This window comes from Gammaproteobacteria bacterium (assembly GCA_035546635.1).
GTDB lineage: Bacteria > Pseudomonadota > Gammaproteobacteria > JAURND01 > JAURND01 > DASZWJ01.
Genome location: DASZWJ010000044.1, coordinates 66,933 through 88,977, shown reverse-complemented (window position 1 = coordinate 88,977; position 22,045 = coordinate 66,933). Strand labels below are relative to the sequence as shown.

13 protein-coding genes are annotated in these 22,045 nt (G+C 44.0%); 5 read left to right on the top strand and 8 right to left on the bottom strand.

Going from position 1 to position 22,045, the window contains the following annotated elements; translation table 11 throughout:
• Window positions 1-73: 73 nt before the first annotated feature.
• Together VHE99_11935 and pip are read right to left on the bottom strand one after the other, a co-directional pair.
• Window positions 74-868 carry a VacJ family lipoprotein gene (locus VHE99_11935; protein ID HVV69719.1) on the bottom strand — a complete coding sequence of 265 codons (795 nt, stop codon included), beginning with the start codon at window positions 866-868 and terminating at the stop codon, window positions 74-76.
• Window positions 869-928: 60 nt separating this feature from the next.
• Complete coding sequence (pip, locus tag VHE99_11930) at window positions 929-1,882, bottom strand: prolyl aminopeptidase (GenBank protein ID HVV69718.1); 954 nt, start codon at window positions 1,880-1,882, stop codon at window positions 929-931.
• Between the two features lie 160 nt (window positions 1,883-2,042).
• On the opposite strand from pip, the gene VHE99_11925 reads away from it, so the two are divergent.
• The 4 genes from VHE99_11925 to rsmA all read left to right on the top strand — a co-directional run bounded on the left by VHE99_11925 (window position 2,043) and on the right by rsmA (window position 9,169).
• The gene (locus VHE99_11925; GenBank protein HVV69717.1) at window positions 2,043-4,616 is read left to right on the top strand and encodes an LPS-assembly protein LptD; all 2,574 of its coding nucleotides are present in this window, start codon (window positions 2,043-2,045) and stop codon (window positions 4,614-4,616) included.
• A 2-nt stretch (window positions 4,617-4,618) separates the two neighbouring features.
• Window positions 4,619-5,566, top strand: a complete 948-nt coding sequence (locus VHE99_11920) for a SurA N-terminal domain-containing protein (GenBank protein HVV69716.1) — start codon at window positions 4,619-4,621, stop codon at window positions 5,564-5,566.
• A gap of 186 nt (window positions 5,567-5,752) precedes the next feature.
• Complete coding sequence (locus VHE99_11915) at window positions 5,753-8,368, top strand: tetratricopeptide repeat protein (GenBank protein ID HVV69715.1); 2,616 nt, start codon at window positions 5,753-5,755, stop codon at window positions 8,366-8,368.
• 9 nt (window positions 8,369-8,377) lie between these two features.
• Window positions 8,378-9,169 (top strand): 16S rRNA (adenine(1518)-N(6)/adenine(1519)-N(6))-dimethyltransferase RsmA, encoded by a 792-nt coding sequence (gene rsmA / locus VHE99_11910; GenBank protein HVV69714.1) that lies wholly within the window; start codon window positions 8,378-8,380, stop codon window positions 9,167-9,169.
• 30 nt (window positions 9,170-9,199) lie between these two features.
• On the opposite strand, the gene VHE99_11905 is transcribed toward rsmA, so the two are convergent.
• The 6 genes from VHE99_11905 to nagA all read right to left on the bottom strand — a co-directional run bounded on the left by VHE99_11905 (window position 9,200) and on the right by nagA (window position 18,094).
• Window positions 9,200-10,699: a hypothetical protein gene (locus VHE99_11905; protein HVV69713.1), complete on the bottom strand. Its 1,500-nt coding sequence runs from the start codon at window positions 10,697-10,699 to the stop codon at window positions 9,200-9,202.
• A 175-nt stretch (window positions 10,700-10,874) separates the two neighbouring features.
• Entirely contained in the window at window positions 10,875-11,219 is a 345-nt protein-coding gene (locus tag VHE99_11900; protein HVV69712.1) for a hypothetical protein, read from the bottom strand.
• 202 nt (window positions 11,220-11,421) lie between these two features.
• Window positions 11,422-13,161: an N-acetylglucosamine-specific PTS transporter subunit IIBC gene (gene nagE / locus VHE99_11895; GenBank protein HVV69711.1), complete on the bottom strand. Its 1,740-nt coding sequence runs from the start codon at window positions 13,159-13,161 to the stop codon at window positions 11,422-11,424.
• Between the two features lie 93 nt (window positions 13,162-13,254).
• Complete coding sequence (gene ptsP, locus VHE99_11890) at window positions 13,255-15,786, bottom strand: phosphoenolpyruvate--protein phosphotransferase (GenBank protein HVV69710.1); 2,532 nt, start codon at window positions 15,784-15,786, stop codon at window positions 13,255-13,257.
• A 165-nt stretch (window positions 15,787-15,951) separates the two neighbouring features.
• A complete protein-coding gene (locus VHE99_11885; GenBank protein HVV69709.1) occupies window positions 15,952-16,962 on the bottom strand; it encodes an SIS domain-containing protein in 1,011 nt (336 codons plus the stop codon).
• Window positions 16,952-18,094, bottom strand: coding sequence for an N-acetylglucosamine-6-phosphate deacetylase (nagA, locus tag VHE99_11880; protein ID HVV69708.1), 1,143 nt, complete (start codon window positions 18,092-18,094; stop codon window positions 16,952-16,954). Before nagA ends, VHE99_11885 begins: the two co-directional genes overlap by 11 nt.
• A gap of 451 nt (window positions 18,095-18,545) precedes the next feature.
• Here nagA and VHE99_11875 point away from each other — a divergent pair, with 451 nt between their 5' ends.
• Window positions 18,546-22,010 carry an acyl-[ACP]--phospholipid O-acyltransferase gene (locus VHE99_11875; GenBank protein HVV69707.1) on the top strand — a complete coding sequence of 1,155 codons (3,465 nt, stop codon included), beginning with the start codon at window positions 18,546-18,548 and terminating at the stop codon, window positions 22,008-22,010.
• Window positions 22,011-22,045 lie beyond the last annotated feature (35 nt).

The following is a 22,045-nucleotide window of genomic DNA, read 5'->3' as shown; positions in this document are numbered from 1 at the left end:
CACAAGGGGATTCCCTTCGGTCACAGACGGGAGATGGGGAAAAGCTAAAGCTATAAGCGGAAGTTTCTTCTCATCAACCCCTTGGCTGAATTTTACCCTGAGTTTCATGAGCGCCTTCAGTATCCTGCGGCGGTTCTTCAGAAATTTCACCACTAGAAGCATGATCCGCATGTGGATGCAGCACTTTCTGAATCTGCGCCTTACGACCCTGCAAATAAGCATCACGCACAAAAAGATAAGGATCAAAGGCTTCATCCACCAACTTATCAGTATCCAAGTAAGAAGCGCGTCTATCCGTGACGATCACACCATAAGCCGTCCAACCAATCCAATTGGGTCTGACATAAGTCCAGGGTGACATAACATAATCTCCACCCAGGCCAATGGTATCTCGCACCGTGCTAGGCGGCAGGAAAGGTAGCATCAGATAAATAGAATCTCTGTCTCCCCATTTTGCCAATGTCAGACCAAAATCCTGTGAATGTTTTTCAATACCCATACTGGTTGCCACATCGATCAAGCCGGCTAATCCCAAGGTGCTATTAATCACAAAACGACTCAAAGTGGTAAAAGCCCAAGGAAAATTAGCCTGTAAAATATTATTACCAAATCGACCTACTTCACCGACGTTGCTCATGAAATTACTGACCCCGGTGCGGGCAAATTTAGGTAGTACTACGGAATAGACTTTGGCTACTGGTCGATATATTACTTTATCGACGCCACGGTTAAATTTAAATACTTTACGGTTATAAGATTCATAAGGGTCTTGTGGGTTTGCACGGTTGTAAGTACACCCGGCAGTCAATAAAGTTGCTGCTAATACCAGAGTAGTCATTATATTTTTAGATAGGATGCTAAATCGCATAAAATTTACCTTTAAGGCTGCATATGAAATTTATAAAAAAGAAGAATTAGCACAAAAAAATCACCCCAACAACGCCGCTAATTTTTCTGTAGCTAAAATATAGGCGTGCGTCATCCCAGGCTCGCTCGCAGAATGTCCTGATTCTGGAACAATATACAGCTCAGAACGCGGCCATGACTTATGCAAATCCCAAGAATTTTTCAAGGGGGAAATCATATCATAACGACCGTGGATCAAGAGGGCGGGAATATCCTGGATTTTTAGCATATTGCGTAGAATCTGACCCGGCTCTAAAAAATAATTGTTAATTACATAATGACATTCAAGACGCGCCAAAGCCACCGCCTTGTATGGGGTAGTCTGTTTGGCTACATAGGCAGAATCAAATACTAGTCTTGCACAGCGCGCACCCCATTCAGCCCAGGCTTCCGCCGCACGCGTGGCTTCTATTTCGTTTTCACTGGTTAATAGCTCGTGGTATTCATAAATGGCATGATGGTGCTGTGCTTTAGGAATAGGCGCCATAAAATCTTCCCAATAATCAGGAAAAATCCGCCCTACACCGCCTGCGCTATATAACCATTCTCTATCTTCTTTATCACCTAATAACGGCGCACCCACAATCATTGCCATGACATGCTGCGGCCAGGTTTGTGCATAGACCAAACCTAATGTGGCGCCCCAATCCGCACCAAATATCACCCAGCGCTTTATGCCCAGTTTTTTTCGGATGGCCTCTATATCCTCCACCAAGGCCTGCGTGTTATTGTGAAGTAATTCTGCATGCGGTGAAGAACGCCCTACGCCGCGTTGATCGAAAAGAATAATGCGGTAACGCTCTGGATCAAACCAAGAGCGGCTGTCTTCAGTAAAGCCTAAACCCGGGCCACCATGCAAAAACAGCACCGGCAAACCGACAGGATTACCACATTCTTCAATATAAAGTTCGTGAGGAGGCGTAACTGGCAGATGCCAGGTCGCATAAGGAGTAATGGGCGGGAAAATAGTTAACATAGTCATTTAACTAGACTAACAGAGGCTTGGTCTGCTAGTCTAGTGCGAAATTGTAAGATTTCCTTTAATCTATACCATAACAAATTAATAACAAAAAGCAGTGAACCACTATAACAGTCCTAAAATGCCAACCTTAACTGGCATATATTGATAAAGTCTTATGCGACGCTACTTCCTATTATTACTTTGTTTCTTGACGGTCAACATAGCTCAGGCAACGGATGATCCAGCGCTATGCACAGCCCCCGGTCTTACCGCTGCAACAACCACAGATCCTCCCAACAACAGCCCTACCCCCAAAGACACCACGGCATTCAATACAAATTGGGCTAATTTATTAGGTTGGGTGCCGCTCAGTACTAATCTATGCGGTGGCTATTTCTACGAGCCAGCCTACATTACCGCAGTTCCTTCACCGCCTCCCATCAAAAGCGCTGAAACCACCATTAAATCCACGGGTCTTACCAGCTTTTCTTTAACGGGGCCTTCCACCCTAGAAGGTGTCACCGTCACCCAACATGGACGTGAAATGACAGCGGATAAAGCCATTTTGTACCGCGATGCCAAAACCGGCAAAATCAATATCATTGATTTGATCGGCAATGTGCATTTTCGCGAAGCCGGCAAATTAGTCGTGGGTAATTTTTCCCGCATTGATGTGACCAACAATACTTTAACGATAATCAATGGTGGATATCATACTTCACGTCCTTCGCCCACGGTTCCCACAGAAGCCTGGGGGTTGGGCAGCTCGATGTTTCGTGAAGCCAACGGCAATATGCAATTGGAGAATGCCACCTATACCACTTGTTCACCCACTGACCCTAGCTGGCATATAGAATCCAAGCATTTGACTCTGAATAAAATCACCGGACGCGGTGTCGCTCGTGATGCTTGGTTTTATATTGGCAATCAGCGACTTTTATATACGCCTTATGCCAGTTTTCCTATCGATAGACGGCGTTATTCAGGCTTTTTGTTTCCTAGTGTCGGTTATAATTCTGATTCGGGTTTTATCGTTAATATTCCCTATTATTTCAATTTAGCCCCTAATTTTGATGATACCTTTACTCTCACTGGCATGACGCTACGCGGTACGCAGCTCACTAACAACTTCCGTTACCTAACACAAAATAGTGAAGGCAGCTTGTTACTCAGCTTTTTGCCCTATGACAGTGAATTTGCTCAGTTTAAAGCAGGAGCAGAGGATGAGTTTCCTCATGCCTTCCCCCGCTATCTCAGTGAACTGTCCAATGATAGCACCAGCCGCGGTGCACTAGGCTTCACGGATAAAACTACTTTTAGTGATAAATGGTCAGGCTCTCTGGATCTGAACTATGTGACCGATGACTACTACTTCCGCGATTTAGGTAATACGCCCGAAGCCATTAACAATGACCAACTCCTCAATGAAGCGCAAATCGGTTATCAGGATACGCATTGGCAATTCAGCGCTATGGCGCAGGCGTATCAGACTTTACATCTGATTGACCAAAACTTTGTTGCCGATCAATATCAGCGTTTGCCACAACTCGATCTGAATGCTAGCTACCCACTTTTGCCTCACAACCTAGATTTTGAGTATAACAGTGAATGGACTTATTTCGATCATGCGGTGGATTTTGTTTCAGGAAAACCTTTTCCAACCGGAAATCGTATTCACGTCAATCCCCAACTTAAATTACCCATAACCCGCAGCTGGGGATTTTTCACGCCGGCTTTAGGTTTAGATGCAACAGGTTATGATGTAGCCAATAATGGCGTGGTCAGCAGTAGTGGCATCCTGATCTCTGAGGATGAACAGCCGGATCTGAATAAATTACGCGTCTTGCCTATATTTGATATTGACAGTGGCCTTTACTTTGATCGCTCCTTTCATCTATTTCAACACCCTTATCAACAGACGCTGGAACCCAGGGTGCTTTATCTGTATGTGCCTTATACCAATCAGAATAGCATTCCCGATTTTGATACCAGTCTACCTACTTTCACAACTGACCAATTATTTGTCACTAATCGTTTCGTCGGCTATGATCGAGTAGGGGACGCCAATCAAGTCGCTGTTGGACTCACCACACGGATACTCGATGACTATACCGGGGTTGAAAAAGCCAACGCCACCTTGGGTGAAATCTACTATTTCAAACAGCCGCAAGTTTGTTTAACTCCCGACTGCAGTCAAGATCCTGAATTCGGTAAAAACGTCTCACCTGTCGCTGGAACCTTAACCTACAATCTGACGCCACACGTCAGTGCAACTGCTTCCGCCGCCTATGATCCAGCGGGTTCGGGTATGCAGAATGAGGGCTTGCAAGTCAACTATCGTCCTGCTCCCCAACATATTCTGGTAGCTGGGTATGATTATGTACAAAATGGCGATAGACTAAATGGGGTTCCGCCTGACAGCAGTGAAAATAATTTACAACGGCTGAATTTAGGTATCGCCTGGCCAATTACCGAAAAATGGAGTGCAGTGGGGAACTGGAATTACAATATCAGCCATCAACACCCTGAAACATATTTTTATGGCTTACAATACGACACCTGTTGTTGGGCAGTCAGAGTTGTGGCTAATCGCGCGCTAGTTCAGGAAGATGCTAACGGTTCAACGGATTACCGTACCAATATTTACGTACAATTCATGCTCAAAGGCATGGGATCTGTCGGCAATAGTGCTGGTGGGGATTTAATAAAGAGTGCCCTGCCAGGTTTCATTGATTATTTTCGAGGCTAATTATGATGCAACGTGGTTTTTTCCGTTATTTTCTTGGGTTAATCGGTTTATGTGCCGCTATTCACGCGCTAGCCGCCACAAGCGGCGCCGTACCATTAGACCGTGTAGTCGCCGTTGTCAACGACAAAGTCATCACCGAAAGCCAGTTAAATGCGATGTTGAGTGATATGAAAGGCGCGATGCAGACAAGTGGAACACCTATTCCACCCGACATCAAGAAAAAAGCTTTGGACCAGTTGATTAACCAGCAATTGCAAATGCAGGTTGCCACTCGCAATAAAATCGTGGCGGATGATGCCGAAGTCAATAAAGTCATTGGGCAGATCGCGGCACAAAATCATTTAACGACACCCCAACTAAAAGACGCACTCGCCAAACAAAATGTCAGTTTCAACAAATTCCGCTCACAAATTCACGATCAACTGGTGGTACATAAATTACAGCAAGGTTTGTTTGCCGGCCGTGTGACTGTCAGTGATGCAGAAGCACAAGCTTATATGAGAAAAGCCCCACGCCAAGCTGACGCCAATACCCAATACCATCTGGAAGATCTCTTGATACCTTTGGATGAATCGGCATCTAGCACAGATGTCGCTGCCGCACAAAAACAAGCACAAGATTTACTCGCTAAAGCGCGCCAAGGAACCAGTTTCGGCCAACTAAGCGCTACCAGTTCTGGACTTGAACAATCCGATCTTGGTTGGCGCAGGGTCAATGAATTACCCGATGTTTTCGCACCACAAGTCACTGCATTGAAACCCGGCGGCATCAGTGCTCCCATCCGTGCACCGAATGGCATTCATCTTATCAAACTGGTGGAGCTGCAAGGACAAGCTAAACCGCTAACTTTAGACGATGCAAAAAACCAGGTGTTCCAACAAAAAATTAAAACGCAAATTGATGATTGGTTAAATACATTACGTAAGTCGGCTTATATTAAAATTATGTAATTAGTCGCTGGCGCGAAATTCAAGTCTGTCATTCCCGCCTACGCGCACTAGTGTCCGGTGTGTGAGGGCTAGGGTATGCACACAAGGGGAGAGCTCAAGTTTTTGATCCGAAGTCGAGTCACACAAAGCGGTCAGATTTTTCCAAGGTCGTCCCTAAAAATTTAGAGGAGGGCACATAGTGTGTCTATGCAAGATAAAGAAATAAAAACTATAAATTCTTCGAAAGCGGTTGAGAGTAGTGAAGTAACTCCACAGCAAATAAAAACAGATATTGAAATAGATTTAAAATTGGCGACGGTTAAACAAGGTAATAACGACGCAAAAGATAAACTAGAAGCTTCACCTGATATTTCCTCTACCCTGACTCTGCCAACTACAACGATTGAATCCAATCCGTCCCCTCTGCCCACACCCATTGCTTCTTCTACACCAGACTCAAATCTATCCTCATCCGCTAGTTCCAGCCCTTCAACTATTGTTAGTACCAATTCGACCAGTTTTAGTCCTTCATCAACTGCCCTGTCAAGCTCAACCTCTCCCGATATAAAGGAGACAAAAGAACTTGAAGAAATCAGGCGTTATAAATTGGCTGCTGAGCAAGGAGATGCAGATGCTCAAAATACGCTTGGAACTATTTATAAAGAAGGCCGTTCGGGAGTTGAACCAAATCAAGAAGAAGCAATCAAGTTTTATAGAATGGCTGCAAAACAAGGGCATTACACAGCAAAAGAAAACCTATTGTTTGGCTTTAAAATTTACCAGCGTACAGAAAACGCTTCCCCACCATTAACTGATGAACCAAGCGATGCCAAAACCCAATATGAGCTTGGGGTTCGTTATGAAAAAGGCGACGGAGTGGAAAAAGACCTAAAAAAAGCATTTATGTTTTATGAATTGGCTGCCCAACAAAATAATGCCGAAGGTGAATATAGCCTTGGTGTTTGTTATGAGCAAAGCAAGGGAGTCAGAAAAGACTTATTTATAGCAAAGATGCTCTATGAAATGGCTGCCGATAAAGACCATACCGAGGCCCAATGCAAACTTGGGGATTGGTATAATGAAGGCTTGGGAATAGGGAACAAAAACCCAGAAAAAGCGGTCAGCCTCTATCGATTGGCTGCTAATAAAGGCCTCGCCGAGGCCCAATGCAAACTTGGGGCTTGTTATGAAAAAGGCGACGGAGTGGAAGAAGACCAAAAACAAGCAATCCGACTTTATCAATTAGCTGCTCAACAAGGCCATGCTGGAGCCCAATATAACCTTGGTCTTTGTTATGAAGACGGCGACGGAGTGGAAAAAGACCTAAAAGAAGCAGCCAGGCTCTATCAATTGGCTGTTGATAAAGGCTATGTCGAAGCCCGATATAATCTTGCGCTTTGTTATGTAAAAGGCCATGGCGTGAAACAAGACCCACAAAAAGCAAGTATGCTCTATCGATCGGCTGCTGATTGTTATGAAAAAGGCCATGGCGTAGAGAAAGACCTGGAAGAAGCATTCAGACTCTATGGATTGGCTGCCGCACTGGACGATGACAGCGCAGAAGACTTGGGAGACTGTTATCGCTATGGCAAGGGAGTGGAACAAGATCTAATGCAAGCGGCCAAATGGTATGAATTGGCGGCTATAGCGAATAGCAGCGCCAAATCTAAACTAATAGCTCTTGGTCAAATTATTTCCTCTACCCATACCCCAGACTCAAATCCAACCTCATCCGCTAGTTCCCCATCCAGTGCATTCCCTCCTGATATAAAAGAGCTACAAACTAAACTTGCTGAATTTGAAGCATTATTCGATATGCGAGATGAATTCAAATCAGCGCAAGCTTATCGTCACTTTTCAACGCGATGGCCTAAATTTGGATTATTTTGGGACACTGTTAAAGACTCTAACCCTATTGATGAAGAAATAGCTAATAGATTCGACAGATTAACTTTATTATGGTTTAAACAGCAATTTAATGTAATTGAACGCAACCCGACTGATTTTATGCCGCTTAACCGACTGACAACAGCTTTTGAATCCTGGATCCCTCGCAGTCGCGAAATGACTGATCACAAGGCAAATTTAGATACACAGACCATACGGCCTATACGTAGATTATTTTCTATCAAACTACGTGAGGAAAAAAAACTCCCTAAATGTTTGCGACCTTCTATGGTGACGGCTGATTATGAAGTAAATAGACTGGCTGATCTTTGGATGGAAGATGTGCGAGAAAAAACCAATCAAACAAACTCGAAAGCTTTTAAAGAGCAATTTAAATATTTTGATGACTATTTAACCTCAGAAGGCGAAATTATTCCAGGTAAAGAAGCCGACTTTAAAAAGCAGTGGGATACCGAGTTTGGACCTTTTTTAAATAAAAGACGACATGAAATTATCCACCACCAGGATCTACAACCTCAAGCCCTTTCTATAGAGATCGCTTTCTTGAAAAATGAACTACAGCGACTTCGTGGTGATACAGATAAAAAAGAAAATAGAAAAGACTTAATGAAATGCCGGGAAAGATTGGCGATTCTTCAAACTAGTGGTATGTATACAATAAGTAGTATTAATCCACGAAATAAAGATTTATTAATAAGATTTGAGACAGTGCTATCCTTGTCTGAGAGTGTATCTGCATTATATGGCATGAAGGGTCCTCACGATTCCAAAATCTGGCAAAGAGGGAAGGTTAGTCAATTTAAGAAAAGCACCCATTTAAAAATGTTTTCTTCATCACAGACTTCAACCAGTGCTTCTTCCAGTTCCAGTTCACCCCCTGCATCCTCAAGGTCTTCAGATTATCAACCTTCATGAGGCAATACATTGACTCACCATCCTAAAAAACACCTCGGACAGCATTTTTTGCATGATAGGGAAGTAATCGCGCAGCTGATTGCGGCCATTGCACCCAAGCCTTATGAGCATCTGATTGAAATTGGACCCGGCCAAGGTGCTTTAACCGAAGCGCTGCTGCCCGTGGTCAAGGCCATGGATGCGATAGAACTCGATCGTGATTTAATTTTACCGCTCACTGCGGCTTGCAAACAGTTGGGTAAGCTGACTATCCACCCTATGGATGTCTTAAAATTTGATTTTAGCCAGCTGACTACAAAAGAGCATTCTTTGCGTATTGTCGGTAACTTGCCTTATCAAATTTCCACGCCTTTATTGTTTCATTTGATCCAGCACATCTCTCTTATTAAAGACCTACACTTTATGCTACAAAAAGAAGTGGTCAATCGTTTGGCTGCACCCGCGGGCATAAAGGCTTATGGCCGTTTGAGTGTAATGGTGCAATACCATTTTACAGTTGAGGCTTTATTCGATGTCGGACCGCAGGCATTTTATCCACCCCCAGCGGTGAATTCCGCTGTCGTGCGCCTAATTCCCAAAATACCCTCACCGATTGCTAACAATTATCAGCTATTTGCCGATATTGTCAGGGAGGCTTTCAACCATCGCCGCAAGACCTTGCATAATTGTTTGCGTGGTTTTGTGACTAGCGAACAACTGCAATCTTTGGGTATAGATCCTAACATCCGGCCTGAGCGGTTGGCGGTGGCGGAGTTTGTTAGAATTAGTAATGCGATAACAACGCAAGGTGCTGTTGAATAAAGCTCACCCCCTTTGAAAAAGGGGTGAGATTTATTCAACAGCGCTTCTTGTGGGAGTAAGGAATGGATTTATTTGATATATCGTATGTAAACTATCCTGATAAATAATCTTCAGCTTACCAACCCGCGAACCCAGATCGATTTTGGTTTTCCCGTGAATATAATCAATATAATCATAATCCCGCGGCCAATTTTTCCAATAGAAATTTTTGCCTATAACCTGCGATATTTGCTGTGGGAATATTTCTGAAAGCACAAACAATTTATCATTTGGCGCTATTCCTACTAAATTACTGCTGGGTATATATTGAGGTTTAGTTTGAATAGGTGGCATATTATTGAATAACGTTGGTTCAAAGGCCTGTCTTTCAATCACTGCTAAAGATTGAATATGATATAATCTCCATATATGATAACCTAACAACTTATACTCATGTGTGATCACTAGAATTCTCGCCCCAGATGGAATCAGCTTTAAACTATTTATATAAGCTATAGCAAACTGATCTGATTTTCTTAAGTCTTGAGCATAAAAAATCATCACAAACGCTGTAAATCCGCAAAGAGCATATTTACTAACCCGTATTTTTAATTGTGAATACGCATTGAAGCGTGACATAGTAAAAAATAATATGGCTGTGATAATAGGCAACCTAAGATGCAGACCAAAAACCCCGTTAAAGTTTCTCGGCATCAGCAAAGAGAATAAAAAAAGCATTAATATTAAAAAATGATTTTTTTTTAATATTAACGTCTTATTCAGATAGGCTATTGCAAACAGAAATATAAATAGGCCCGCTATGATAAAACTACCGAAATAAAAGGGTGATAATAGCGCATACAGCTTGTCTACCAATTTACCAAGCCTCAAGGGAGCGTAGTAACCACTATCCAATAGTTTGTCTACCAGTATGAAATTTACGATAGGAATGATGCAACAAGCTAAAAAATAAACACTCAGCTGAATAATTTTTTTAATGCTTTTAATTAAAGAGAAATTATTTTTCTGCACTTCATAAGTGCCGATAATCAGCACCAGCATCAAAAAGGCTAACAAATGCGCAAAGTATAAAATCTGTGAAAGAACAAAAAATATCAGTAATTGCTTATATTTTTTATTTTCGAATTGAATCCATACAGCAACTATCGCAATAGTCATAGGAATGGTTATATAGTAATTAATAAATCCCCAATATAAGACCGCATTAAAAATAACCGTATATACTAGAAAAGTTGAAGTTTCATAGCGTCCATGTATGACTTTGCTTAAATATAATACTGAAGCAACTATACCAACCATGCTTAATACAATGAGAATTTTTCCCACAGTATAAATGTCAAAAAATCTGAGAAAAAAATCAAAAAGCACATCCATACCTAAATAAGGTACGAAGGCAAATTTTCTATAATAAAATGTTTGAGAATAGGGCAACTGATCCAGATTGTGATTAAGGTACATTCTGGCTAAGTGATTGGGGAAATCTATGAGCAATGGGATATGCAAAGAAAAAATAAAGCTGCCAATAATCATTAATATGATGGCATGTATTAAAATAATAGCCTTTTGATTATTTCTTAGTGACAGTAGATATTTGGACAACCATTAACTCCTTTAACTTTATAAAGTATCCCTGAGAATGCAGACAAGCTGCCCGTTGTGCTTCCGTGGATTGGCAAAAATAGCTTTAGAAAACATAGGGTATAAATCACTTCTTTTTAAATTCAAAAGCAGGATTTTCATCATGAGCATCTTCTGTATCCACAACAGAAAATTTTGCGTTCCTATTCGGTCGTATAAGTAATTCATTGAACAAATTAAGTCCAACTAACACCATCAATGAAAGTCGTAATTTATTGCTCACATTTAATACTTCATCGCCAACTTTTTCAGATACTGGAAGTTGGTCTAATGCTTGAAACATGCAATAAATCATTATAATGATAAGAAGCTTTTTGACACTGACATCTTCGATATTAGGAAGGGGTGAAGACGTGAGTTTTTGACTATGTATAGACTTACTGTCTGATGATTTTTTTTCTTTTTTTGGCATGTTATTCAAGCTCTTATTGTTATTTTTTATAATTTAATGATTCTCTTCCCTTCTTCAGCGGGCGTTGTTGAGTAAATCGAATAAATTGAGCATCTATGCTTAGCGCCATCCGCCTGAGATCCCGCGATCAAGTCGCGGGATCTCAGGCGGATGGCACTGAATATGAAAACTTCTCATTTATTCCAACGCTTTAAAGGGAGGGTTACAGCGCTTTCGATAACACATCCGCGTAACGCCCCGCATCAGCACCGATCACAACGTGAATCACATCCGTCGCCACCGACATCACTCCTTCGGCGCCTAAGGCGGAAATACTATTAGCGATGACCTGTGAAGCATCTTCTACTCTTACACGCAAGCGGGTAGTGGCCACCGCTTCGATACTCTTAAGATTGCCTGCGCCACCCAATGCGTTAAGCCACTTTTCAACCATGTCATTAGACAGGAACTGTGAGTCAGCTACAACAGCTGTTTGGCTGTTAACTGCGGGATAAATAGGTTTTTCAGCCACGGCTGTCTTAGGCATTCCAGCTAAAGCGGCACGGATTTGATCGGCAATGATATCGGCTTTAGGACCCAACACCACTTGCACACTCTCAGCACCCGGCCGCAACACCCCATGCGCACCCAAGGCTTTAAGCGCTGGTTCTGATACCAAGGCGCTATTACCCACTGTTAAACGCAAGCGTGTCGTACAGGCATCCACCGATTTAAGATTAACCACACCACCCAGAGCAGTAATAAATTGCTCTGCCACAGCATTTTGACTAAGCGCTACCGCAGCCCCCGTCGCAGCTACATCTTGTCCAACACCGTTAGCCAAGATTTCTGGGTTATCTTCACGCCCAGGAGTTTTCAGATTAAAGTAGCGAATAAAAAAGCGAAATAAGCCATAATACAACACAAAATAGGCAGCACCCACCGGCAGCAACATCCAGCCATGTGTCGATAAACCATAGGCCAATAAATAATCAATCGCTCCGGCCGAAAAAGTAAATCCCAGCTTCACATTGAGCAAATACATCACCACCAGCGATAATCCGGTTAACACGGCGTGCAGCAGATATAACAATGGTGACAGAAACATAAAAGCAAATTCAATCGGCTCGGTGACGCCGGTTAAAAAAGAAGTCAATGCCATAGAAAACAACATGCCACCCACCAGCGCACGTCGCTCACGCGGGACTTCCTGATACATGGCAAGGCAAGCCGCAGGCAAACCAAACATCATCACCGGAAAAAAACCTGCCATAAACATGCCCGCCGTTGGGTCGCCGGCAAAGTAACGATTCAAATCGCCTGTCACCACATGACCTGCAGTCTGGAAAGAACCAAATACAAACCACACTAAGCTGTTTATAATGTGATGCAAACCCGTCACAATCAATAAGCGGTTTAAAAAACCATAAATAAATTCACCGATGGCACCTGCATGCACTAGCCACTGACCAACATTATCAATCATGTGCTGAATAGGCGGCCAAATGTAACCAAATACCAACCCCATCAATAACGCTGCTAGCCCCGTCACAATAGGGACAAAGCGTTTACCACCAAAAAACGCCAGATACTCCGGTAAGCGAATATCTTTGTAGCGGTTATACAATGCGGCTGCAACTATGCCTGGAATAATACCCGCCAATACGCCCATATTAATCTTATCATCGATCACCTTGAGCACTGCGATCTCAACCAAATAGCCAATAGCACCGGCAAGGCCAGCCACACCATTATTTTCTTTGGCAAATCCAACCGCTACGCCAATGGCAAACAATAATGGTAGATTGGAAAAAATCGCATCTCCGGCTTGAGCGACACAAGAAATATTCAATAGATCCGGTTGACCTAAACGTAGCATCAAGCCAGCGACGGGTAATACCGCAATGGGTAGCATCAAAGCGCGACCTAGGCGCTGGATGCCGGAAAAGGAAGGTAGTTTCATGGTTTATGATTTCCTCTAAAATAACTTTTTTTCTCTAACAGCCCTAACTTCTTCCCTTCTCCCCTTGTGGGAGAAGGGAAGAAGTTAGGGCTGTTATAGGGGCCACACCCGCCGGCAATGTGCGCGTACCGCTGCCGCAGAAGCCAAACCCAATAGCGTTTTCACCTCACGGGCACATTTTTCATAATCCAGCTTACGCACCAATTGTTTGATACTGGGCACTTGCCCTGGTTCCACAGACAATTCATTCACCCCAAGACCAATCAAAACCGGCACTGCCACGGGATCAGAAGCCAAAGCACCACACACCGCAACCATCTTGCCATGTAAACGCGCCCCTGCCACAGTCTGGCTAATTAAATGCAATACTGCCGGATGCAAACCATCCAGCTGTGACGCTAAACCAGGATTTCCTCTATCCATAGCTAAGGTATATTGCGTCAGATCATTCGTGCCGATAGACAAAAAGTCTGCATACTCCGCCAGCACCGAGGAGAGTAATGCCGCCGATGGCACTTCGATCATCGCCCCCACCGATACGGCTTCTTTAATACCCAGTGTTTGCGCCAAAGTATCAATGCGCGTACGCAAGCGCACAAAATCATCCGCATCAGTCACCATGGGCAATAAAATACGACAAGCTGATAACGGCGCTATGCTCAGCAATGCTCGCAGTTGCGTTTCAACTACTGCTGGGTGCACTTGCAGAATGCGTATACCACGCAAACCCAGCGCCGGATTGGGCTCTAATGGAAAAGGTAAATAAGCCACCGGCTTATCTCCGCCAATATCAATCGCACGAATATAAACCGGACGACCTTCAAGCGTATTAATCACTGCCTGATAAGTAGCCACTTGCTCTTGTTGCGAGGGGGCGCTATCACGACCTAAAAATAGAAATTCCGTCCGCAAGAGGCCAACGCCATCGGCGCCGTGAGCCGCTGCCAATTGCGCATCGCTAATATTGGCAATGTTAGCTGCCACCTCAATAAGCCGACCATCTGTCGTCACTGCAGGCGCCGCGGCGTTTTGTAAAATATTTTGCTGATGTAAAGCAGCTTGTGATTGTCGTACAGCTACCTCAGCTATGCGTTCGGCATTGGGTACTGTTTCCAAGCATCCGGCTGAAGCATCAACCACTACTTTTGTGCCAGATGCTAATTGCGAAGCAGCATCTCCGAGCGCCACCAACGCCGGAATGCCATATGAACGCGCCATAATGGCTGCATGTGAAGTCGGACCACCACTTTTCATACAAAGAGCCGTCACGCGCTGCCGATCAATGGCTTCTAGATCCGATGGCGTGAAATCTTCTGCAATTAATACGGTATTCTGCGGTAAAACGGGTAGGGCTTTTTCACTTTTGCCCATCAATACCCGTAATACCTGCTTTTTAAGATCATGAAGATCGGAAATTCGCGCTGCCAACAGTGGATTAGGCAGCGCAGCCAATACTTGACACTGTGCCATAATGGTCTTTTGCCAAGCTTTGGCAGCACTGTCACCCTGCTGGATTAGGGTTTGTGCCTGCATGCGCATTTGTGGGTCATCCAACAAACCCATATGCGCATCAAATATCATCGCCTCAGTATCTCTACCAGCCTCTTTGGCTTTGGCGACCCGTGCCAGCAGTTTAGCGGTTACCTGCTGTAATGCACTGGTTAATCGTTCCAGCTCAAACTCAGGATGACTTGCATTTAAACTGTCTGTTTCCACTACATCGGTATCATCCCAATGCACCACCACACCCATTGCCAACCCGGGGCTGGCACAGATACCTTTTATTACACCAGCAGCCGCATGAGAAGAAACGACTGTATTTACTGTTGCCACCGCAGAAATAGCTTCCGTTTCTATATGCGTCTGCAACGTTTGCGCCATAGCGTCTAATGCCGCACTGGCATCAATGCCACGTGCGTAAACAATAACCTGTTCACCCTCACTCACTCCCAAACCTAGCAATGCAGTAATACTTAAACAATCAGCGCGTTTACCATCGTAAGCAATTTCCAATTGACTCGAAAAGCGCCGCGCCGTCTCTCGCACACGCGCCGCCGGTCGAGCATGCAAACCCCCAGCAAGCGCCACTACCACAGGGCAAGAAAGCTCACCTGTTGCTGTATTTCTCGGGATATTATTTTGAACCGTAGAACGCTCACGCAGTATGAGCAAAGGAGTGGTGGTTGTTACAGTAGAAGAGTTATCTCGCCTTATAATGTCAAAGCGATCACCGTTAGTCACTATCATAACTGTCAGCAAGCTTTTAGCATGAAGCGCAATATAATCCGCATCAAATTCAATCAGCACATCACTTGTATTAACCCTATCTCCTTCACGGACTTTAGGATAGATGCCTTGACCTTTGAGATGCACCGTTTCTATGCCTAGATGCAATAAAATTTCTGCACCTTCTTCCGTAGTAATCGTCAGCGCATGCCCAGTACGCGCTAGCTGTGTCACACGTCCGCTACAGGGCGCAGTCAAGCGGCTATTGATAGGATCGATAGCTACACCATCTCCCAATATACGCCCAGCAAAGACCGGGTCGGGGACATTTTCCAATGGGCAGACGGGACCTTCTAGGGGGGAGTAAAGTGTGAGTTGGGTTGTGGCTTGAGCTTGCATTTATGTTTTTACTCTTGTGTTCTAAAATGTGTCCCGCGAAGGCACGTACTAGTGTCGAATAAAAATGCTAAATTCCTTCTCCCGTTGTGGGAGAAGGTGGGTGTCACCTAAAAAGTGACTATTTCCTCGGACACTAATGCGTCTTATGGCACCTGTCAGTAGTGACTAATTCGTCAATGTCACCTTATTCAAATGTCGAGGCGCGTCAGGATTATAACCCCGCACCTCAGCCAACCCTGCCACCATCACATAAAACGTCTGAATAGCCAAAATAGGATCTAATACCGGATGCGATGCCACAGCCAAAGTTAGATCGCGTTCAGCAACATCCGATGGCGCGGCCAGCAATACCCTCGCACCGCGGTTGCGCATCTCATCAGCTAATTTCAACAGGCCAGCCTGCTCTGGACCTCTGGGGGCAAAAATCAGCAATGGATAAGTCTGATCGATCAAGGCCATGGGGCCATGCTGAATTTCAGCGCTGCTAAATGCCTCCGCTTGAATAGCGGAAGTTTCCTTAAGTTTAAGTGCAGCCTCCAACGCAATGGCAAAACCTAAACCTCGGCCTACCACCATCATACGTTCTGCCTGCGAAATAGTAGCAATTGCCTTACTCCAATCAATGGCCGCCGCTCGGGTCAGCTGCTCTGGTAAATCATTAATCGCTTTGCGTAATTCCTCATCCTTTTGCCAATTTGCAATCAAGCGGGCAATCACCGCTAAAGTGGCGATATAGCTTTTAGTTGCAGCCACACTTTTTTCCGGCCAAGCCATCAAGGGCACTGAGTGACGACATACCTCTGCCAAAGGTGAATTCATATCATTGACCATAGCCACAGTCAAAGCGCCATCCGTACTGAGAGAACGCATAGTCTCAACCAGATCCGGGCTGCGGCCAGATTGCGAAAAAGCAATCACTAATTGATGCCTCACCCGCATGGCGGTGTGGTGCAAGGTCTTAAGAGAAAGAGGTAATGAGACTACAGGAATCCCAGTACGACTCATCAACAGATAAGAAAAATAATTCGCAGCATGATCTGAACTGCCACGCGCGACAGTTAAAGCGACACTGGGATCATTCACTTCCAACATTTGGCTTAGCGTTTCTAAGCTGTCATTGGCTGATAAGAGTTGCGATTTAACCACTTCCGCAGCAGATAAAGCTTCATTTAACATTTGTGATGGCAATGGATTTCCCCTCTACGTAAACAGCTTGAAGTTCTAATTCACGATTGAATACGACTAAATCAGCATAAGCACCTTCTACAATCCTGCCACGGTCTGTCAATCCTAGATAATCAGCTGGATATAATGACAGGCGGTGGGAAGCATCGGCAAGCGATAGACCTATTTTTACTAGATTGCGAAAAGCTTGATCCATAGTCAGCATACTGCCTGCCAGCGTGCCATCAGCAAGTCGCACACCCCCTAAACATTTGGTCACGGTATGCGTACCTAAACGATATTCACCATCGGGCATCGCAGTAGCTGAAGTAGCATCGGTGACACAGAATAAACGCGGAATAGCGCGCAATGCCACCTTCATCGCACCTTCATGCACATGTAACAGATCGGGAATCAACTCGGCATATTCTCCATGCGCCAATGCTGCACCGACGATACCTGGTGCGCGGTGCTGTAAGCCAGTCATAACGTTGAATAAATGGGTAAAACCACTTGCACCCTGTGCCAAAGCTGCTACGCCGTCTTCATAACTGCCTAAAGTATGACCAATCTGTACCCGCACGCCGCGCGCCGTTAATTGCCGTATCAGAGCATGATGGCCATTGATTTCCGGCGCTAGCGTCACGACACGGATGGGCACGCGCTGTAAATACTGCTCTATTTCTTCTAGTTGCGCGGCACAAACAAAATCCGGCTGCGCGCCCAGTTTGCCGGCATTGATATATGGCCCTTCCAGATGCACGCCCAATATGCGTGAACCCTCGGCTAAGGGGACATCTTGCATATAGCGGTCTATCGCTGTTAGTACCGTCTCTAATGTGGCTTTAGGGGCTGTTACGGTGGTAGCGAGCAGCGCTGTAGTGCCGTGGCTGGCATGAATGCGGGCAACAGTGGTCAACGCATCACCACCTTCCATAATGTCGCGACCGCCCCCGCCGTGTACGTGTAAATCAATAAAACCCGGCAATATATAGCTGCAGTCTTGGGCATTGGCTGCAATATTTGGCTCAGCAAGCGATGTGCCGTTTATAGCCGCAATCCGGTCTTTTTCAATTTCTATCCGACCTTGAACCCAGCCTTTTGCACTTAATACTTTACCTTCCAGTGTGTGTGGTTGTTGCATGTTATGTTTTTATCCTGATTAACAATGCCTGGATGAAAGATAAATTGTAATCCATTATTCTTAATCCTACATTAAGAGTTTGGTGTGAAGCTCCTCGAGCCTCTATACTAGACAAAAAACGCCATTTACAAAAAAGCACTGTCATTCCCGCGAAGGCGGGAACCCATCCCTAACAGGCACTCAAACCCTTTAAAGACCATAAGAACTTCATTTTGATAAAATTAATGATGCTTTTATGCCTTTCAAGGATGGGTTCCCGCCTTCGCGGGAATGACAGTATTTTTTGTCTAGTACAAAGCAAAATACGCTTTTCAGCAGTTAAAAGCCGCCTCCTGCATCCTCAAAGATTGATCTCCTACAATACAGATACTTTTTACCGTAGATAGGCTTCTCATCCATTAAATGGTATAATTTTCACCACCTTATAATAAAATCTTTCATACGAGCGCTAATGTCTATACCGTCTTCTAAACTCCTGACTTCTCGACGTTTCTTACCTTTATTCCTGACACAGTTTTTTGGTGCATTTAACGATAATATTTTTAAAAATGCGCTGGTCATTCTCATCACTTATCGAATAGCCGTACAAACAGGTGATAATGCTCAGCTGTTGATAACTTTAGCTGCCGGGTTATTTATTCTGCCATTTTTATTATTTTCTGCATTAGCCGGTCAGTTAGCGGATAAATATGAAAAGTCACGATTAATTAGTTTCATTAAATTGGCAGAACTTATATTAATGGTTCTTGCCAGCTTAGGATTTTATCTGCAAAACATAACGCTATTAATGATGGTGCTGTTTTTACTCGGTGTGCAATCTACATTTTTTGGTCCACTCAAATATGCCGTGCTTCCCTTTCATTTACATAAAGATGAATTAATTGCCGGTAATGCTTTGGTAGAAAGCGGAACTTTTTTAGCGATCTTAATTGGAACTATTTTAGGCGGTATACTTATTTTAAGTCATGCCGGCGTCTTGATGGTGTGTGTGCTAACGCTTGCTGTAGCAATTAGCGGATGGCTAAGTAGTCGTTATATTCCGCGTGCGTTAGCAGCGGCACCGCAATTAAAAATTAGCTATAACATTTTTTCTCAAACCTGGGACATGCTTAATTATTCGCGCAAATCAAAAGATGTGTTTTTATCTATTTTGGGGATTTCCTGGTTCTGGTTGATAGGCGCTACATTTTTATCGCAATTTCCCACATTTGCAAAAGTGACCTTAAGCGCTGACGGCGGCGTAGTCACACTCTTTCTTACGTTATTTTCCATTGGTATCGGCTTAGGCTCGCAGTTATGCAGCAAGATTATGCGCGGTCGTATTGAGGCAACTTATGTACCGTTAGCTGCGCTTGGCATGACAATATTTATGGTTGATTTATTTTTCGCGAGCCGAAATATCTCGGCCACAACCCATTTGGCGAGTGTCGGACAATTTTTATCTCACTTAAGCAGCTGGCGCATTATGGCGGATTTGCTGTTGATTGCTATTTTGGGCGGTGTTTATATTGTTCCGCTCTATGCAATTTTGCAAAGTCGCAGCGAGGAGAGTCATCGTTCTCGAACAATTGCTGGCAATAATGTAGTGAATGCTTTGTTTATGGTCGTTGCTGCTTTAGTGACGGTCTTGTTGCTAGCAATAGGTTTCTCCGTACCTTTAGTTTTTTTAACGGCAGGAATTGCGAATGCTTTTATCGCGCTCTATATCTGTAAATTGCTGCCTGACGCCTTGGTCAAATCTCTACTGCGCTCTGTTCTGACTTTCTTTTTCCGCGTTGAAGTTCGTGGTCTTAGTCATTATCACAATAGCCATGAGCGCTTGTTAATTGTTGCTAATCATACTTCTTTACTCGATGCGGCATTGATTGCTGCTTTTTTGCCAGAAAAACTGGTCTTTGCCATTAATACGCATATTGCTCAAAAATGGTGGCTTAAACCTTTTTTATTATTAGTGGATGTTTATGCCATCGACCCTACCAATCCTATGGCGACTAAATCGCTGATAGAGCTAGTGCGCAATGGAAAAAAATGCCTGATCTTTCCCGAAGGCCGCATTACCGTGACCGGTTCATTAATGAAAATTTATGAAGGCCCCGGCATGATCGCCGATAAAGCTAACGCTAAAATCCTGCCTATTCGCATTGAAGGCGCACAATATTCGCCATTTTCTTATTTGAGAGGCAAAGTGCGCATCCGCTTTTTTCCTAAAATCACTTTGACCATACTCACACCACGTCATTTTTCTGTGCCCGATACACTGAAAGGACGTAAACGTCGATATTTTGCTGGATTAGCTTTATATGATTTGATGACGGATATGCTTTTTGAAAGTAGCAGACAGCAACAAACTTTATTTGCATCCCTGCTACAAACCAGCATAATTCACGGCAAAAAACATAGGATTGCCGAAGATATTCAGCGCCAACCTTTAAACTATCAGCAATTTATCAGCCGCAGTTTTATTTTAGGACGCGCCATTGCTAAAAATACTCAACCTCAAGAATATGTAGGAATATTACTTCCGAATATGGTATCCACCGCCATCACGTTTTTTGCTATGCAAGCTTTTGGACGCATCCCTGCCATGCTAAATTTTTCAACTGGGGTGCAAAATGTATTAGCTGCTTGCACTATGGCGAAATTGCAATCCGTATATACGGCGCGGGCTTTTATTAAAAATGCCAAACTTGAACCATTGATTGATGCCTTGGTCACTTCCGGTATGCAGATTGTCTATCTTGAAGATATGGCTAAATCCATTTCTTGGTTGGATAAACTGCGTGGCTTAGTTGCAACGCATTTTGCCTCTTGGTATTACCAATCGATTAATCGGTCCCACTCACGTCAACAGACCAACGTTGCCAGCGGTGATACGCCGGCAGTGGTCTTATATACTTCGGGTTCGGAAGGCACTCCCAAAGGCGTGGTGTTAAGTCATAACAATATTTTAGCCAATAGCAGTCAATTGAGTAGCCGCATAGATTTCGGTCCCACCGACCGGATTTTTAATGCACTGCCGTTGTTTCATTCTTTTGGGTTAACCGGCGGCACTTTATTGCCTTTGTTATCGGGGATTAAAGTATTTTTCTATCCTTCACCTTTGCATTATCGTATTGTGCCTGAATTAGTTTACGACACCAATGCCACGATTTTATTTGGTACGGATACTTTTTTAAGCGGCTATGCCAAATATGCCAGCGGTTATGATTTTTACAGCATACGTTATGTGTTTGCCGGAGCAGAAAAGTTAAAAGAAACCACGCGAAAAATTTGGTCAGAACAATTTGGTGTGAGAATTTTTGAAGGCTATGGGGCGACAGAAACTTCACCCATACTTTCCAGCAATACCCCCATGCACAGCAAGCCTGGCACTGTAGGGCGGTTTATGCCGGGCATTCAATATCATCTTGAACCCATTGTCGGCAATGAGCACGGTGGTCGTCTCATCGTGTCTGGTCCTAATGTCATGTTGGGTTATTTAACTATAACCAATCCTGGTATTTTGCTCGCACCCAACAATCAACAATATGATACTGGCGATATTGTCGATATTGATGCCGAAGGGTTTATCACCATTTTAGGTCGCGCTAAACGTTTTGCTAAAATTGGTGGCGAAATGGTGTCTTTACCTGCAATTGAGCACTGGTTAAATGATTTATGGCCAGGATATATGCATGCCGTGGTTAGCATACCCGCTGAAAAGAAGGGCGAGCAGGTGGTGTTATTGACGGATTATGCCAGCGCCAACCGTGAAGAAATTATCAATTATGCACGCTCGCATGGGATTAATGAATTGAGCATTCCACGGAAAATTCTGATTGCGCAAAAAATTCCTTTGCTGGGTTCAGGTAAGGTGGATTATCAGGCGGTCTTGGCGTGTTTTACGCAACTTTCTGCACAAGAAACGAGTGTATAACCGCCTAATTTTCGATTGAGAACGCGGGCAGCACC

Excerpts from the sequence above, each read along its gene's own strand:
- VHE99_11935 (HVV69719.1), bottom strand. The coding sequence starts at position 868 with ATGCGATTTAGCATCCTATCTAAAAATATAATGACTACTCTGGTATTA.
- pip (HVV69718.1), bottom strand. The coding sequence starts at position 1,882 with ATGTTAACTATTTTCCCGCCCATTACTCCTTATGCGACCTGGCATCTG.
- VHE99_11925 (HVV69717.1), top strand. The coding sequence starts at position 2,043 with ATGCGACGCTACTTCCTATTATTACTTTGTTTCTTGACGGTCAACATA.
- VHE99_11920 (HVV69716.1), top strand. The coding sequence starts at position 4,619 with ATGATGCAACGTGGTTTTTTCCGTTATTTTCTTGGGTTAATCGGTTTA.
- VHE99_11915 (HVV69715.1), top strand. The coding sequence starts at position 5,753 with ATGCAAGATAAAGAAATAAAAACTATAAATTCTTCGAAAGCGGTTGAG.
- VHE99_11905 (HVV69713.1), bottom strand. The coding sequence starts at position 10,699 with ATGATTATTGGCAGCTTTATTTTTTCTTTGCATATCCCATTGCTCATA.
- VHE99_11900 (HVV69712.1), bottom strand. The coding sequence starts at position 11,219 with ATGCCAAAAAAAGAAAAAAAATCATCAGACAGTAAGTCTATACATAGT.
- nagE (HVV69711.1), bottom strand. The coding sequence starts at position 13,161 with ATGAAACTACCTTCCTTTTCCGGCATCCAGCGCCTAGGTCGCGCTTTG.
- ptsP (HVV69710.1), bottom strand. The coding sequence starts at position 15,786 with ATGCAAGCTCAAGCCACAACCCAACTCACACTTTACTCCCCCCTAGAA.
- VHE99_11885 (HVV69709.1), bottom strand. The coding sequence starts at position 16,962 with ATGTTAAATGAAGCTTTATCTGCTGCGGAAGTGGTTAAATCGCAACTC.
- nagA (HVV69708.1), bottom strand. The coding sequence starts at position 18,094 with ATGCAACAACCACACACACTGGAAGGTAAAGTATTAAGTGCAAAAGGC.
- VHE99_11875 (HVV69707.1), top strand. The coding sequence starts at position 18,546 with ATGTCTATACCGTCTTCTAAACTCCTGACTTCTCGACGTTTCTTACCT.